The sequence below is a fragment of the Paenibacillus oleatilyticus genome (assembly GCF_018998565.1).
Lineage (GTDB): Bacteria > Bacillota > Bacilli > Paenibacillales > NBRC-103111 > Paenibacillus_G > Paenibacillus_G oleatilyticus.
In genome coordinates this window covers 21303-36604 of sequence record NZ_JAHNZO010000006.1, presented here as the reverse complement: position 1 = coordinate 36604, position 15302 = coordinate 21303, and the positions used below count along the sequence as shown (strand labels likewise).

General features: G+C 53.0%; 19 protein-coding genes. 18 read left to right on the top strand and 1 reads right to left on the bottom strand.

Annotation, left to right across the window (positions count from 1 at the left end):
• The first annotated feature begins 49 nt into the window (after positions 1 to 49).
• The 10 genes from KQX66_RS09335 to KQX66_RS09290 all read left to right on the top strand — a co-directional run bounded on the left by KQX66_RS09335 (position 50) and on the right by KQX66_RS09290 (position 7518).
• The gene (locus KQX66_RS09335; protein ID WP_216792191.1) at positions 50 to 640 is read left to right on the top strand and encodes a histidine phosphatase family protein; all 591 of its coding nucleotides are present in this window, start codon (positions 50 to 52) and stop codon (positions 638 to 640) included.
• A gap of 185 nt (positions 641 to 825) precedes the next feature.
• Complete coding sequence (locus KQX66_RS09330) at positions 826 to 1953, top strand: hypothetical protein (RefSeq protein ID WP_216792190.1); 1128 nt, start codon at positions 826 to 828, stop codon at positions 1951 to 1953.
• 92 nt (positions 1954 to 2045) lie between these two features.
• Complete coding sequence (locus tag KQX66_RS09325) at positions 2046 to 2558, top strand: gamma carbonic anhydrase family protein (RefSeq protein ID WP_216792498.1); 513 nt, start codon at positions 2046 to 2048, stop codon at positions 2556 to 2558.
• Positions 2559 to 2612: 54 nt separating this feature from the next.
• Positions 2613 to 2804, top strand: a complete 192-nt coding sequence (locus KQX66_RS09320; RefSeq protein ID WP_025846329.1) for an IDEAL domain-containing protein — start codon at positions 2613 to 2615, stop codon at positions 2802 to 2804.
• A gap of 115 nt (positions 2805 to 2919) precedes the next feature.
• Positions 2920 to 3372, top strand: coding sequence for a DUF2487 family protein (locus tag KQX66_RS09315; protein WP_216792189.1), 453 nt, complete (start codon positions 2920 to 2922; stop codon positions 3370 to 3372).
• Positions 3373 to 3612: 240 nt separating this feature from the next.
• Complete coding sequence (locus KQX66_RS09310) at positions 3613 to 4158, top strand: Rieske (2Fe-2S) protein (RefSeq protein WP_010501010.1); 546 nt, start codon at positions 3613 to 3615, stop codon at positions 4156 to 4158.
• A 19-nt stretch (positions 4159 to 4177) separates the two neighbouring features.
• Positions 4178 to 4849: a menaquinol-cytochrome c reductase cytochrome b subunit gene (gene qcrB, locus KQX66_RS09305; RefSeq protein WP_054977352.1), complete on the top strand. Its 672-nt coding sequence runs from the start codon at positions 4178 to 4180 to the stop codon at positions 4847 to 4849.
• 57 nt (positions 4850 to 4906) lie between these two features.
• Complete coding sequence (locus tag KQX66_RS09300; protein ID WP_216792188.1) at positions 4907 to 5803, top strand: menaquinol-cytochrome c reductase cytochrome b/c subunit; 897 nt, start codon at positions 4907 to 4909, stop codon at positions 5801 to 5803.
• A 152-nt stretch (positions 5804 to 5955) separates the two neighbouring features.
• Positions 5956 to 6579: a DUF1405 domain-containing protein gene (locus tag KQX66_RS09295; RefSeq protein WP_216792187.1), complete on the top strand. Its 624-nt coding sequence runs from the start codon at positions 5956 to 5958 to the stop codon at positions 6577 to 6579.
• A 54-nt stretch (positions 6580 to 6633) separates the two neighbouring features.
• Entirely contained in the window at positions 6634 to 7518 is an 885-nt protein-coding gene (locus KQX66_RS09290) for a sporulation protein YpjB (protein WP_216792186.1), read from the top strand.
• 7 nt (positions 7519 to 7525) lie between these two features.
• Here the strand turns inward: KQX66_RS09290 and KQX66_RS09285 are convergent, their stop codons facing one another.
• A complete protein-coding gene (locus KQX66_RS09285; protein ID WP_216792185.1) occupies positions 7526 to 8392 on the bottom strand; it encodes a YitT family protein in 867 nt (288 codons plus the stop codon).
• A gap of 208 nt (positions 8393 to 8600) precedes the next feature.
• On the opposite strand from KQX66_RS09285, the gene KQX66_RS09280 reads away from it, so the two are divergent.
• The 8 genes from KQX66_RS09280 (at position 8601) to KQX66_RS09245 (ending at position 15107) form a co-directional block, all read left to right on the top strand.
• Positions 8601 to 8936 (top strand): nucleotide pyrophosphohydrolase, encoded by a 336-nt coding sequence (locus KQX66_RS09280; protein WP_010501017.1) that lies wholly within the window; start codon positions 8601 to 8603, stop codon positions 8934 to 8936.
• Between the two features lie 89 nt (positions 8937 to 9025).
• On the top strand, positions 9026 to 9547 hold the full coding sequence (locus KQX66_RS09275) for a tetratricopeptide repeat protein (RefSeq protein WP_216792184.1): 522 nt from the start codon (positions 9026 to 9028) through the stop codon (positions 9545 to 9547).
• 43 nt (positions 9548 to 9590) lie between these two features.
• Entirely contained in the window at positions 9591 to 10394 is an 804-nt protein-coding gene (gene dapB / locus KQX66_RS09270; protein WP_216792183.1) for a 4-hydroxy-tetrahydrodipicolinate reductase, read from the top strand.
• 91 nt (positions 10395 to 10485) lie between these two features.
• Positions 10486 to 10905: a methylglyoxal synthase gene (gene mgsA / locus KQX66_RS09265; protein WP_216792497.1), complete on the top strand. Its 420-nt coding sequence runs from the start codon at positions 10486 to 10488 to the stop codon at positions 10903 to 10905.
• Entirely contained in the window at positions 10902 to 11606 is a 705-nt protein-coding gene (gene bshB1 / locus KQX66_RS09260) for a bacillithiol biosynthesis deacetylase BshB1 (protein ID WP_216792182.1), read from the top strand. The genes mgsA and bshB1 overlap by 4 nt, the downstream gene beginning before the upstream one ends.
• A gap of 45 nt (positions 11607 to 11651) precedes the next feature.
• Positions 11652 to 12818 (top strand): N-acetyl-alpha-D-glucosaminyl L-malate synthase BshA, encoded by a 1167-nt coding sequence (gene bshA, locus KQX66_RS09255; protein ID WP_216792181.1) that lies wholly within the window; start codon positions 11652 to 11654, stop codon positions 12816 to 12818.
• 22 nt (positions 12819 to 12840) lie between these two features.
• Positions 12841 to 14136: a CCA tRNA nucleotidyltransferase gene (locus KQX66_RS09250; RefSeq protein ID WP_216792180.1), complete on the top strand. Its 1296-nt coding sequence runs from the start codon at positions 12841 to 12843 to the stop codon at positions 14134 to 14136.
• On the top strand, positions 14136 to 15107 hold the full coding sequence (locus tag KQX66_RS09245; RefSeq protein WP_216792496.1) for a biotin--[acetyl-CoA-carboxylase] ligase: 972 nt from the start codon (positions 14136 to 14138) through the stop codon (positions 15105 to 15107). Before KQX66_RS09250 ends, KQX66_RS09245 begins: the two co-directional genes overlap by 1 nt.
• Positions 15108 to 15302: the final 195 nt, after the last annotated feature.

Genomic DNA, 15302 nt, shown 5'->3' with positions numbered 1-15302 from the left:
CGGGGCTTTTGTCTTTTGCATCAGACAGAAAAGGAGAGTCGGCGAACGAATGTTAACGCTTGGGTTTATACGTCATGGGACAACGGAATGGAATTTGGCTGGACGCATGCAGGGGCAGATGGACACGCCCTTGGCAGAAGTCGGCAGGGTACAGGCCGAGTTGCTGGCAAAGCGGCTTGCGGGAGAGGCATGGGACGGCGTTATTGCCAGCGATCTGCTTCGGGCTAAAGAAACGGCTCTTACAATATCCCGTCTTACCGGAACTCCGCTTCTTGGGTTGGATGCCAGGCTGAGGGAGCGGGCATTTGGCGAGCTGGAAGGGACCACGCTGCAGGAGCGCACTGATCGTTGGGGCGAGGGTTGGAGAGATTTGGATCTCGGCGTGGAGAGCGATGAGAAGCTGCTGGCGCGCTGGGCGTCCTTTCTCGTCGATGTGGACCGCGAGCATCAGGGCAAACGGATCTTGCTCGTCAGCCATGGCGGATACATCGCACCGGTGCTGGCACAGTTTATCGGAAGAAAGATTGAAGAGCATCTGAGCAATACGTCGCTCACGGTCATGGAACGGACGCCGGGCGGCTGGCAGTGCCGTCTGCTAAACTGTACCGTCCATCTTGCGGAGCTTGGGCAAGGAGCTTGACAGTAATACCATACTTAGCCGAAATGAAGCGGCTTTGCACGCATTACTATTTTTAGAAGCGCGTGCAAAGCCGCTTTTTTACATGGAACGGAAATAAACTTTTAAACGACCGCGTTTAAATTTAGAACATTTTCCCATACTGGGTACTAAGAAAGTTTGGAGGGAAGTTCTGGAGGGACGAACGGATGAATTTAGCCGACATGTTAAGCTATGCCGACATTCACCAGTTGAGCCGCATCGCAGGTACGTACAACTGCGAGTGCAACGGACATTCGAAGAACGAGCTGATTCAATCGATTTTGTCGACCGTAGGACGAAGAGACATTTTCGACAGTCAGATCGGAGCGTTGTCCACCCAGGATATCCGGTTTCTTAATTCGCTGCTGTTCGACCAGCGGGGATCGTTCAGTCTCGAAGAGCTTGTCGCCCGGGTGCAGCAGAGCCGGTTCGAGAAAGAAGAAACGGATGCGGCTTGGAATCCGCGAGATACGATTACCCGCTTCAAGCAGCTAGGCTGGCTGTTTAACGGCCATTCGCAGCAGACGAAATATTTGTTTCAAGTGCCTGCGGATCTGAAACGCCGGTTTGTTACCGCCCTAGCCAAGCGATTCGAGCAGCAGCTGGATGCTGCCGAAGAGCCCCCGGTCTACCGGGACGAGCAAAAGTTGATCCTGGACGACATCGCGAATTTCCTGCTCTTTCTACGCGATCAGGAAGTCATGCTGACGAGCGATAACGCGATGTACAAAAGGAGTCTTCAGCAGGTGCTGGAACGGATGGCCATACGGGAGGAGCCGGTAGGGAAGACGGCCTGGCGTTTCGGCTACGGACGGATGTTCCGCGAATATCCGAACCGCTTCTCCTTCATTTACGACTATTGCTACTATAACGACCTCGTCACCGAGCATCATCAGGTGCTTGCGCTGACGGAGCAAGGGCTGGCCCGGGTTAACGAAGGAGGGAAGGAAGACCCGGTTCAGGTGTACCGTTTCTGGTTAAGGCTTTATAAAGGCCCTGTTCCTCACCTGCAATCGATCGCCCAATGGTTGAACCGTCTGTGCAAAGACTGGGTGACGCTTGATTCCGTGAAGCGGGCGCTCGTACCGCTGATCCGCTCCTTTTATTACGATACGCCCGATTCCATCCTGGAGCAGCGTATCATCCAAATGATGATGCATCTGGGACTGCTGCGGATCGGAGAAGAGGAACGGTGCGGCCGTGTCATTCAGGTAACGAAGCTCGGCAGCAGTATTATCGAGGGCACCTATGTGCCGGACGAAGAGAAGATTGAACTGCCATTTGACAACAGGTAATCCCCTTGCTACAATCACTCCATTTAATCCGCCTGATCCGTCCGATCGAAGTAAGAGCGGATGCTCAGGCTTCCAAAGGAGTGGCGACAATTATGCTTCACAGCTATAACGGCATTACCCCTACGGTTCATCCTACCGCTTTTCTCGCACCGGGCGTGCAGATCATTGGCGACGTGGAAATCGGCGAGGGCGCAACGATCTGGTACAATACCGTGCTGCGCGGCGATCTGGCCCCGATCCGAATCGGAAAAAGGAGCAACATTCAAGACGGATGCATCGGTCACGTCAATACGGACCAGCCGCTCATCGTCGAAGATGAGGTTTCCGTCGGACACGGTGCGATTATTCACGGGTGCCGTGTAGGCAAAGGCACATTAATTGGCATGGGGGCGATTGTACTTAACGGCGCCGTGATCGGTGAATATGCTTTAATAGGAGCGGGTTCACTCGTGACCGAAAACAAAACGATCCCCCCGTTTACCCTGTCGCTCGGATCCCCGGCTAAAGTGGTGCGCGAGCTGAAGGAGTCGGACCTTGCACGAATGAAACGGACAATGGAAAGCTACTGCTTAAAGGGCGAGGAATATCGGAAGGAACGGAAGTAAGGGAATGCTGGAATGAATCGAAATAATCATGACCCGGTTTGGAGGTAGGTTCTCATGGGCAAAATGAATGTGACGAACGAAATGATGCTGAGTTTGTTTGCTGAAATGTTGCTTGATGAAGCACTGCGTAACTACAAAGAGCAGGTTCTATATAAAGAGATCGATCAAGCTCTGGCCAAGGGAGACGAACAATCCTTCATTGCCCTAACGACCGAACTCAATGCGCTGCGCTCTCTGGGGAAATGACGATTTCAAGGCAGTCCGGAACACAAACGTGTCATTTTTGCGAAAAGACATATGAAGCCCGTTCATATGTCTTTTTTCTATGTTAAAGTAAAGATCAGGAAAGAAGGTGATACCTATGAAATTCAGCGAAATTCAAGAAACGCAGTGGGAGGAGCTTCATCCTTACTTGGACACGTGCCTGCTGCCCGTGACCGGACTGCGGGGAACCGAAGCGCCGTGGCAGGCGGCAAGCGAGCTCGAGCGGCTGCGCGACGCTCTCGATTTATTGGAGATCCCGTTTAAAGGCCGAACCGTTACCTACCCGGCTATTCACTTCGTTCCGTCGAGTCCGGGAGAGACGTTCCTTGGAGAAACCTGTGCCAGGCTTAAGGAAGCCGGTTTCCGGTATGTCGTGATCGTGACGGCCAAATCGGAGGAAGAGCTTGTTCTAAACCCGGAAGAGCTGAGAGGAAAAGCGGATCTATGGCTTCGATTTACACCGGAGGAACTGCGCCAATCCGCCTCCGACGCGAAGAGACGGGCTGCCGAAGAGGTAACGGCTTTATGGAACGGAAGGCAAACGTTGTGAAGCATGTATGATCTGTGGGAACTATGCAAATTCTATGCAAGAGCCCTCGTTTTCAGGGTGTTCCGGCAGTTGTGACAATTTCGTTAACACTGTGATCAGCGGCCAGAATTACACGCCGGAATGGCCTGTCTGCATTCTTGACGCACCCAGAGACGTAAGCTATTATTAGTTATGTCCTAGTATATGGTGTAAAGTTATGTCGAACGACTGATATATGTTGCAAAAGGGGGTAGAACGAAAATGAACGATCACTCGAATCAAGAGTCGCAGCATCACGGTGAGAAGCCGGTGGCGCGTCGTGAAATGTCCAGACGCCAGTTTCTTAACTACACCCTTGGCGGAGCTGGAGCTTTCATGGGTGCCGGGATGCTGGTTCCGATGATTCGGTTTGCGGTGGATCCGGTTCTTCAGCCTAAAGCTCAGGCTCAATGGGTTAAGGTTGTAGAAGAATCGAAGGTAACGAACGAGCCGAAATCCTTTAAATTTAAAGTACATCAAGTGGACGGCTGGTACGAAAGCGAACCGGAGCTTGAGGCGTGGATTTCCAAAGGGAAGGACGGCAAAGTCTTCGCGCTCAATCCGACGTGTAAGCACCTTGGCTGTACGGTCAACTGGAACGGCAGCCCGGAGTATAAGGACCAGTATTACTGTCCTTGCCACGGCGCCCACTATACCGCAGACGGCAAAAACTTGGCCGTCGCACCGCTGCCGCTCGACGAATACGAAGTGAAGATCGAACAGGGTTTTGTGTACCTGGGTCAGCTCGGTCCGAACAAACGGGTGTAATAAGGAGGCGTAACATCAGATGTTTAAAAGTGTCTATAACTGGATTGATGAACGTCTGGATATCACGCCGATGTGGAGGGACGTAGCGGACCATGAGGTACCGGAGCACGTAAACCCGGCGCACCACTTCTCCGCATTCGTCTATTGCTTTGGCGGGTTGACATTCTTTATCACAGTTATACAAATCTTGTCCGGGATGTTCCTTACCATGTATTACGTGCCGGATATTATCAATGCCTATGCGAGCGTCGATTACCTGCAGCATAAAGTGGCTTTCGGCGTTATTGTCCGCGGCATGCACCACTGGGGAGCCAGCTTAGTTATTGTGATGATGTTCTTACATACGCTCCGCGTTTTCTTTACGGGTTCTTACAAGGCGCCTCGCGAGATGAACTGGGTTGTAGGTATGCTCATCTTCTTCGTCATGTTGGGACTTGGTTTGACGGGTTACCTGTTGCCTTGGGATAACAAAGCCTATTTCGCAACAAGCGTTACGCTCAAGATCGTTGAGTCGGCGCCGTTCATCGGTCCGTATGCCAAGACGCTTCTGCAGGGCGGCGAGATCGTAGGCGCACAGACGCTGACAAGATTCTTTGCTCTGCACGTGTTCTTCCTGCCGGGAGCTTTGCTTGCCCTGCTCGCCGGACACTTCTTCATGATCCGCAAGCAAGGGATTTCCGGTCCGCTGTAAGAACCGGTGAGGCCTGCTGAGCCGGTATTCATGAGAAAATGAGAAGGAGGGCGAATCGTGGCTCACGGTCATAAAACTGATGAAAAAATCGTTTACGTCGGGGATTCGCGCGTACGTGCCAAGTCGTCACGGATGATTCCCCAAGATTATTCCGCTTATCCCGGAAAATCGGAAGTATTTATTCCGAACTTTCTATTAAAAGAATGGATGGTTGGCGTTGTCGTTCTGGTCGGGATTCTGACCTTGGTTATGTCCGAAGCGGCCCCGCTCGGTTATCCTGCTGATCCAACGAATACGCAGTTCATCCCAATGCCGGACTGGTACTTCTTGTTTATGTACCAGCTGCTGAAATATCCGTACACTTCGAACCAATTTGTGGTCCTAGGTACGGTAGGCGTTCCAGGTATCCTCTTCGGCGGGCTGTTGCTGGCGCCGTTCTTGGATACGGGGAAAGAAAGACGCTTTTATAAGCGTCCGATCGCTTCTTCTTTGATGTTCTTGAGCTTGATTGCCGTCACTTATCTGACGTATACATCCTGGCATCACTATCAGCTGGAACTGAAAGAGAAAAACGTGATTCCCGAGCACATCAAGCGGGAAGAGGAAATGCACGCCAACAAGGGGAAAGCTGGCGGAGAAGGCGGCGGCGGAGCCAAGAAACCGGCTGCGCAAGCTGCGGCAATCGTTGCTCCGGATGACCCGGCTGCAGCGATCTACCAAAAATCCACTTGTCTTTCTTGTCATGGCGGCGAACTGAAAGGAATGCCTTCCGCCAAAATTCCGGCACTTCGCGGAGTTGGCGACAAGCATTCGAAGGACGAGATTCTCGGCATCATCAAGAAAGGCCAAGGCAGCATGCCGGCCCAATATGATGCGAACATCTCAAAAGGTTTGACGGAAGCTGACATCGACAAACTGGCCGATTGGCTCTCCAAGCAAAAAGCAAGCAAATAAATTAACCGAACCTGACCGTTAAGCGCGGTCAGGTTTTTTTAAAATCGAGGGAGCTAAGTCGAGGTTGAACACATAAGGAGCTGGAGGGAACTGTTTTGTTGGGAAGGAGCTTGTCATACTGGTTTTCGCGCGAATTTTTGAGCAGCCGGTTCATGCTATGGAGTTTGTTCTGGATTAATCTGCTTGGGACAATATACGGCTATATATGGTATGGCAATCAGTTGGTCTATACGATTGTTGAAATGTCGCCGCTTTATTTGCCATTTGTGCCGGATAGCCCTACGGCCAGTTTGTTTTTTACTTGGGCGGTAGGATATTGGCTTCTTGACCATTATCGATCACCGGCCGATACTTTGAATCCAACAAAGAAAAGCGGCTGGAGAAGCTTTGTTGAAGCGTTCGCTGTCGTGACCTCGTTTAAATATGGGATTTGGGCCGTTGCGATCATTTTTGCCGGGGCGTATAAGGGAGATAGTCTTGTATGGCAGGATTGGATGCTGGTATGCTCCCATCTTGGCATGGCGGCCGAAGCGGTTCTGTACTTTCGCTTGTACCGATATCGTTGGCTATCTGTCATTCTTGTCGCATGCTGGGTATTGTTGAACGATACGATGGATTACGGGCAAGGGGTGTATCCGTGGCTGCCGAAAGTGCTGGAGGACAACCTATCTGAAATTGCCACGTTTACTTTGACCTTGAGTATAGTTAGCGTTGCCGTGGCGCTCGTGTTGTGGCTCATAAGAGAGCTTCGGCCGGCCAGAACCTCGTCCAAATAGTCGGTCTAATCGGCACTTTCTCTCCATAGGATGAACTTAGGAGGGGATGTCCCAATGGCCGGAAAGGTTCGAAGATGGCAAAGGTTCGGGGTTTGGCTGGCCCTGTCCGTCAGTTTAATGCTGGTTGCAACAGGGTGCGGGGAGGAAAAAAGCGCAAAAGAAACGTCGGTGTCCAAGCCCTCGGCGGAGCAGGTGCAGAAGACAGAGTTGCTGGGCCGGACGGCGGAAGAACTGTACCAAAAAGCAAAGCAAGGAGACGTTCCGGGAAGTCTGATGGCGCTTCAGCAGCTAAGCGATCAAATACCGAAAATACGCTTTGAAGGCATCACGTCAATCGAAGGGATGAACGCGCTGACGAGGGCCGTTACGGATGCTAAGCGGGTGTTCCATGCGGCAAGCTTCAAGCCGGAAGAAGGATTGATGGCGGCTGCCAAAATTCGCCTCGCAGCGGATGCGCTGACGCACCCTCATACGCCATTATGGCTGCAGTATGACAAGCTGCTCTCCGACGATGTGAACCTGCTTGAAAAGGCCGCTACCGATAAAAATAGAGCCGAGGTTCGAAAAGGAGCGGCATTGCTGGAGCGGCATATTGGCCTCATCCGCCCGAGCTTGCTGATCAGCCGCAATCCTGCCGACGTCGAGAAGCTCGATTCGCTTGCAACTTTCATTAAGCTTCAAGCTCAAGGAGAAGGCGAGCTGTACCGCAACGTGCTCAATGCGGTTCCTCCGCTCCGCGGCCTGTTAGATAAGCTGTTTTTGAAACGTGAGACGACCGCCTATTTGCCTTACCCCGAACAGCAGAACCCGATCCTATGGATTGTGACGCTCGGTTCCGTCATCTTGGCATCGCTCGGTTTTGCCGGCTGGCGGTTATCCAAGAAAAACGGCGGCCTTGTTCCGGTCCGCCGTCCTGACCAAGAAAAGCCGGGAAGCTGAATAAGGCTTAATTTGGCTTAAAGCCTTCTCCGACAACGTCGTGAACCTCCGTTATGATGAGAAATGCGAGGGGATCGATGGAACGGACGAGGTCTTTAAGCCTTTTCATTTCGCTCCGGGCTACGACGCAGTAGACGACGTTTTTGGGCTGCTTGGAGTAGGCTCCGACCGCAGGGAACAGGGTGGCGCCCCGGTCCAGTTCCTTCGTAATCGCCGCAGAAACCTCATCGGCGTGATCGGTGACGATCATGAACGATTTAGCGGCGTACGCCCCTTCGATAAGAATGTCAATCAGCTTCGAAGCGATGAACACGGCGACAAAGGTATATAAGATTTTCTCTTTCGGGAGAAAGAAGAGCGAGGCGCCGATGACGACGACGTCCATAATCAAGATCACTTGCCCGATACTCCAGCCCTTCAGTTTGTGAGCGACTCTCGCCAAGATGTCCGAACCGCCGGTCGTTCCCCCGTACCGGAAAACGATACCGAGACCGAGGCCGAGCGTAAACCCGGCATAAGCCGTTGCCAGGAAGAAATCGTGTTCCGTCCGGAACGGAACAAGCCACCCCGCCTTAATGAGCCGCTCCATGACCCATAGAAAGAACGATACGGACAAGGTGCCCAGCACCGTATATCCCATTGACGCTTTGCCCAAAATACGCCACCCCAAGTAAAATAGAGGGATGTTCAGACCTAAAGTCGTCAAGGACGGCGGCAGCCCGAAAATATAAGAGAGCAGCAGCGCAACCCCGGTCACTCCGCCTTCCATCAATTCATTGGAGATCACGAAATAATGAATTCCGAACGCATAAATCGCCGTGCCAAGCAAGATAGGAACGATGTTTTTCAGATGTGCTTTCAGGGATTCCGGCATAAATCCACCTCGATTCGAAAAGATGTTTATAGTAACATTCTCTTAGGTTATCGCGTTGCCCTTTTTTTCATGATAAAGTAAATGAAAAAGTTTTAAGAAGCAAAAAAAATTTGTCATTCCCCCTCACTTTGCGTTAACATGGTACTGATACGGTTGTCTCGCACAACCGTTCGTCATCTGATAATAAGGTGGGTGAACATCTCCCGGTATGTCCGAGAAAACATTAAAGGACCTCCAAGGCGAGGTGCACGAATACATATCGCAGTTTAAGGAAGGATACTTCAAACCGCTGACGATGCTGGCCCGGATGTCGGAAGAGGTAGGGGAGCTGGCGCGGGAAGTAAACCATCGTTACGGCGAGAAGCCTAAAAAGGCGACGGAAGAGGAAAACTCCATCGAGCTTGAGCTTGGCGACATTTTGTTCATTACCATCTGCTTTGCGAATTCGCTAGGCATCGATTTGACGGAAGCGCATGATAAGGTCATGCACAAATTCCGGACGCGGGACGCGGACCGTTGGACGAAAATAAACACGGACGCTTGATCCTTTTCATATACTGTATCATCACCTTGCACTTCTCATGTCGGCGGGAAGGCTTGCTTCCGGCTTGGCTGAGGAAGGAGATGATGGAGTTGAAAGGCGAAGAGGCAATCAAGAAAGCGTACGAATCGATTCTTAATCACGACTTCGAACAGGCCATTACCTGGTTCGAACGTGCGATTGCGACGAATCCCGAATGCGCGGCGTACCATTACAAGCTGTCCATTACGTACGCTCGCAGCGGCAAGCTGGATAAAGCAACGACGCATGCAAGCCAAGCGGTACGGCTTGAGCCGGAGGATGAGCATTACACGTTCCATCTGCAGCACCTGCAGGCGCGGCAAATGACCTTTCAAGCAGAGAAGCTGTTCGAGGAATCGGACGAACGGCTTTGGCTGGCGGTGTCGCTGCTGCAGCAAGCGGTGAAGCTTGATCCGCTTTCGCAGGAAGCTTTTTTACTATTGGGTGTCGCTTATTCCCGGCTTCGGGAGTTCGCTCCGGCCGTGCAGGCCATTCAGGAACTGCTCAGGCTGGATCCGCAGCATTCCATCGGCTTGCGGCTGCTCGCGGACTACCGGCAAAAGTGGAAGGAATATATGAGCGTTACCTTATAAGTGCCAATGATCGACACCTAAGCGGAAAGGAAAATGAATTCATATGAAACCAATCATCAAAGTAGCGGTTGCCGGAGCGGGAGGCCGTATGGGGCGCGAGGTCGTCAAGCTGGTTTTGGGCGATCCGGAGCTGGAGCTGGCCGCTGCGGTTAACCGTTCCGCTGTAGGAACGGATGCAGGCAGACTGATCGGTCTGGATGCTTGCGGCATTGCGGTTACGGACGATTTGGAGCTTGCTCTCGCGGAAACGAAACCCGACGTGCTGGTTGATTTTACGGCTCCGCACTCGGCGGTAGAGCATACCCGACTGGCTATAAAGCATAAGGTTCGCCCCGTCATGGGGACGACCGGCTTTACGCCGGAAGATATTACCGAACTGGACAGGCTGTGCAAGGAAGCGGGGATCGGTGGCTTGATCGCTCCGAATTTCTCGATCGGCGCCATTTTGATGATGAAATTCGCTGCGCAAGCTGCCAAATATTTTCCTCATCTGGAAATTATCGAGTATCATGGCGACCAGAAGCTGGACGCGCCTTCGGGCACGTCCGTGAAGACGGCGGAGCTGATCTCCGAAGCGCGTCAGGAGCTGCGTCAAGGCAATCCGAACGAAGTGGAGACGATCGAAGGCTCGCGCGGAGGATATTATAACGGTTTCCGGATTCATAGCGTTCGGCTGCCGGGTATTTTTGCCCAGCAGGAGGTCATCTTCGGTGCGTTCGGACAATCCTTGAAAATCCGTCACGACTCGTATGACCGGGCCGGGTATATGCCAGGTGTGAAGGTAGCCGTTCAGAAAGTCATGGAATATACCGGTATGGTTTACGGCTTCGAACATTTTATCGATTAAAAACGAAAGAGGACATGGGGCCGGACCGAAAAGGACCGCTCGAGTGTCCTCGTTTTATAGGAGTTTAGAGAGGAGCTGCCATCCTATGGCAATGAAAATCGCACTTATCGCACACGACCGCAAGAAGGAAGAAATGGTAAATTTCGTTACAGCCTATGAGAACGTGTTTCAAGATCATACGTTGTATGCGACCGGAACGACAGGCACGCGCATTATGGAAAATACGAACCTGCAGATAAACCGCTTTATGTCTGGTCCGCTCGGAGGGGACCAGCAGATCGGAGCCTTGGTGGCGACCAATGAAATCGATTTGATTATCTTTTTGCGCGACCCGCTGATGGCGCAGCCGCACGAGCCCGATATTATCGCTTTGCTTCGTCTGTGCGACGTTCAAGGGATTCCTTGCGCCACCAATATCGCGACCGCGGAAATTTTGGTAAAGGCGCTTGACCGGGGGGACTTCGCATGGCGGGAGCTGGTACATAAATACAAGCCGGGGATCGACCAATGAACGAGTCGCTTGATTTGCTCATTTTTGGCGCTCACCCGGACGATGCGGAAATCGGTATGGGCGGTACGATTGCGAAGCATACGGCAGCCGGGCTTAAAGTCGGCATTTGCGATTTGACTTTGGCGGAAATGTCCTCCAACGGTACCGTCGAAACGCGCCAACAAGAAGCCAAGGCGGCATCGGAGGCGCTTGGTCTGACCGTACGCACCAATTTGCAGCTGCCGGACCGCGGACTTTATCTGCTGCCGGAGTATGTGGAGCGCATTGCTTTGGAGATCCGTACATGGAAGCCGCGCATCGTATTCGCTCCGTATTGGGAGGACCGGCATCCGGACCATATCGCCTGCAGCAAGCTGGTACAGGAAGCGTTGTTCAATGCCAAGCTGAGACGGTACTTGCCCGATCACCCGGCGCATACGGTAGAAGAAAGCTACTTTTATTTTATTAACGATGTGGTAGAACCGGACGTGATGGTTGACGTGACCGCCCATTATGAGATCAAGCGCTCGTCGCTGCTGGCATACCGGAGCCAATTCGAAACGTCTGGCTCGGCTGTAGGGAACGACATCGTACGCACACCGCTAAATCAAGGCTATCTGGAACGGGTGGAGGCCCGGGACTCTCTGCTTGGGCAAAAACGGGCGGTCCGTTATGCGGAAGGCTTTATCAGCAAGCTGCCTTATTTGACAGAACTGTTCTAAAAAGCGTGATCAAATTCAGGAGCAAAAGGAGGCGGCTCGAAAACAATGAACCGGTTAAAAATCGGAATTACATGCTATCCCACGCTAGGGGGTTCGGGCGTCGTCGCCACCGAGCTCGGCAAGCTGCTTGCGGAAAAAGGGCACGAGGTTCATTTTATTACGCACAGTATGCCATTTCGACTTGGAAAGTTCGATCGCAACATCTTCTATCACGAAGTCGAAGTCAACGACTACTACGTGTTTAAATATCCGCCATACGATTTGTCTTTGGCCAGCAAGCTTGCACAGGTGGTGAAGCTGGAAGAGCTGGATTTGCTGCATGTCCATTATGCTATTCCGCACGCCGTTTGCGCCCTGCTTGCCAAGCAAATGGTCGGGCCAGAGCTGAAAGTGGTAACGACTTTGCATGGCACCGATATTACGGTCCTGGCGCAGGACGAATCGTTAAGCGACCTGATCCGGTATGCGATCAACCAAAGCGATGCGGTGACCGCCGTATCCCAGGATTTGATCCAGGAGACGCGGCAATTGCTCGGCATCGAGAAGCCGATCGATTTGGCCTACAATTTCGTGGACAAACGGGTGTATTATCCGCGTGAAGTGGCAGCGCTTCGCAAAGAGTTTGCGCATCCTGACGAAAAGATTTTGATTCACATTTCCAATTTTCGTCCGGTCAAGCGGGTAACGGATGTCGTGGACATTTTCGACCGCGTCCGCAAAGAAGTGCCTTCCCGTCTGCTGTTCGTAGGCGAAGGCCCGGAGCTGTCCAAGGTGCTCTGCAAGGTAAAGGAGCTCGGTTTGTTGGATCGGGTGACCTTCTGTGGCAAGCAGGACGATGTCGCTCAGTTGCTGTCGTTAGCCGACCTGATGCTGCTTCCGTCCGAGAAGGAAAGCTTCGGTTTGGTTGCGCTGGAAGCGATGGCCTGCGGCGTGCCGACGATCGCATCGAACGCCGGCGGTATTCCTGAGTTGATTACTCATGGGGAAACCGGTTACTTGGCCGACATCGGCGATGTGGAACAAATGGCGGCATATGCGATCGCGCTGCTGAAGGACGAAAGCTTGTACAAAAAGACGGTGGACGCTTGTTTGTACCGGGCGCGCTACACGTTCTGCAACGATTTGATTACGCGGCAGTATGAAGAATTGTATTATCGGGTGCTTGGGCGGCCGATCCCGGAATCGATTCGGGAGAATCCGCTTAATTGCTGACAAAGGAAGCGGGATTACATAGATGAGCGATGCTTTAAAGCAGGGGGCCATGCAGATTGTCCGGCGCTTGTGCGAGGCGGGCTTCGAGGCTTATTTGGTGGGCGGATGCGTTCGGGACGAACAGCTCGGCCGTCCCGTAAAGGATTACGATATTGCCACCTCCGCTCATCCTGACCAGGTGCAGGGGCTCTTTGAGCGCACCGTGCCTACCGGCTTGCAGCATGGGACGGTCACGGTCGTTATCGGCAAGAAGCCCTACGAAGTGACTACATTTCGGCGGGAAGGCGGATACGAAGCATTCCGCCGCCCGACCGAGGTGGAGTATATCGAAAGCTTGACTGAGGATTTGCAGCGGCGCGATTTCACGATGAATGCGATGGCTATCGATCAAAGCGGCGATCTGATCGATCCGTTCGATGGCCTGAAGGATTTGGAACGCGGCGTACTTCGCTGCGTCGGTCAAGCGGAAGAACGGTTCGGGGAAGATGCGCTGCGAATGATGCGTTGCCTCCGTTTTGCGTCGGAATACGGCCTGAGGGTGGAACAGGCGACCTGGGACGCTCTGAATTCCGGCATTTCGCTTCTGCGGCATATCGCCATGGAACGTATCCGGGCGGAGCTGGAGCGCATGGTTGGGGGCAGCGATCCGAACAGGGCCCTGGAGTTGCTCGCGGAAAGCCGGGCGCTCCGTCATGTGAAGCAGGAGCTGCTGCTTTCCGGTCTGGACAAGGAGACGGAGTGGCCGCCTCTCTCTCGGTTAATGGAAATGGAGCATCGGCTGGCTTTTATCTACATTCGACTGGAAGCCGATCCGGCGGATGTTGAAGCGGATATGATCAAGCTAACCTTTTCCAGACAGCAGATGGAGACAGTCAAACGAATCGTTGCCGCGCACACCGTTCTTGTATCCGGATTGGATGACGCGAAGGAATGGGACGAAGAATCATACTTGAGACGAAGATGGATCGCCGCCGCGCTTACCTATGGCGTTTCTGCGCTCCGTACGTTAAGAGAGATTTACCTGCTGGAGTCCGCCCCGATTCGGACTGACAACGTCAAGGTAGGCAGGGCAGTGGATGTATGGAGAAGATTAGGCCCCGTATGGCATGAGCAGATGCCCGTTTCGGCTCTTGCAGAGCTTGCTGTCGGAGGGAAAGAGCTTATGGGCCATCTGGGAGTCAAAGGCGGTCCGTGGACCGGCCGGCTGCTGCACCGATTGCTTGAAGCTGCTGCGCTCGGCGAACTACCCAATGACAAAGAAACGCTGCTAGCAGCAGCCCGGGAGCATTACGATAAAATGCAGGAGAACGATGAATGATGACGGATCGACTGATCGGACTGTTCGAGCAATCGGACGGCAAATTTTTGTCAGGCGAACAGCTGAGCGAGGAGCTTGGAGTCAGCCGGACGGCCGTTTGGAAGCAGATCGAGCGTTTGCGGCAGCAAGGATACCGTTTCGAAGCGGTATCGCGCAAAGGCTACCGGCTGCTAGCCAAGCCGGACAGGCTGGATATGAGCCGCCTGCAATTGAAGCTGGAGACGGAACGGTTCGGCCGGTTCGTGAAATATTACGACCAAGTGGAGTCGACGCAAATCGTCGCGGCGCGCTGTGTCGCGGAAGGTGCGGAGGAAGGCACGCTTATTCTGACGGAAGAGCAAACGGCCGGGAAAGGCCGGATGGGACGCCAGTGGCATTCTCCGATCGGAAAAGGCATCTGGATGAGCCTGATTTTGAAGCCGGTTTGGATTCCTTTGTTATTTACTCCTCAATTGACTCTGCTCGTTGCTGTCGCTTTATGCCGGGCCATCCGCAGCGCGACAGGGGTGGAGGCGGGGATCAAATGGCCTAACGATCTGCTTGTCGGCGGCAAGAAGGTCGCCGGCATTTTGCTCGAATCGAGCGCCGAGGATGAGCGGCTGCAGCACATTGTCGCCGGAGTCGGCATCAGTGTGAATCTGCAAACGGACGATTTTCCTCCGGAGCTGCGGGATACGGCCACATCGCTGGCCATCGAGGCAGGTCGTCAGGTGGACCGAATCGAGGTGCTCAGCCGGTTTTTGCTGGAGTGGGAGCAGTTGTACGAGTTGTACCGGTGGGAGGGCTTTGCTCCCATCAAATTGTTGTGGGAAGCGCTGAACGTATCGCTTCACCGGAATATCCGCTGCCGGACGCCTCAAGGAGAATTCGAAGGATTTGCCGAGGGAATCGATGAGCATGGCGCTCTACTACTTCGCCTTGCAGACGGATCGGTAAAAAAGCTGTATTCCGCCGATATCAGTTTTGGGTGACACAAGTTGAAAACTTTGGTATAATGTACGGTACGAAGACGGTATCCGTATGGAGCTGTACTTCAACCGTATGTTTTTTTGCTTGAACAACCGAATAGCAATACCCAAGCATTATGTCGGATTCTGCTCTGAGCCTAACCGGACCGAGACAGAAGGATCATATGAGAAGGACATGTGAACCTTTTAGCCTCCGTA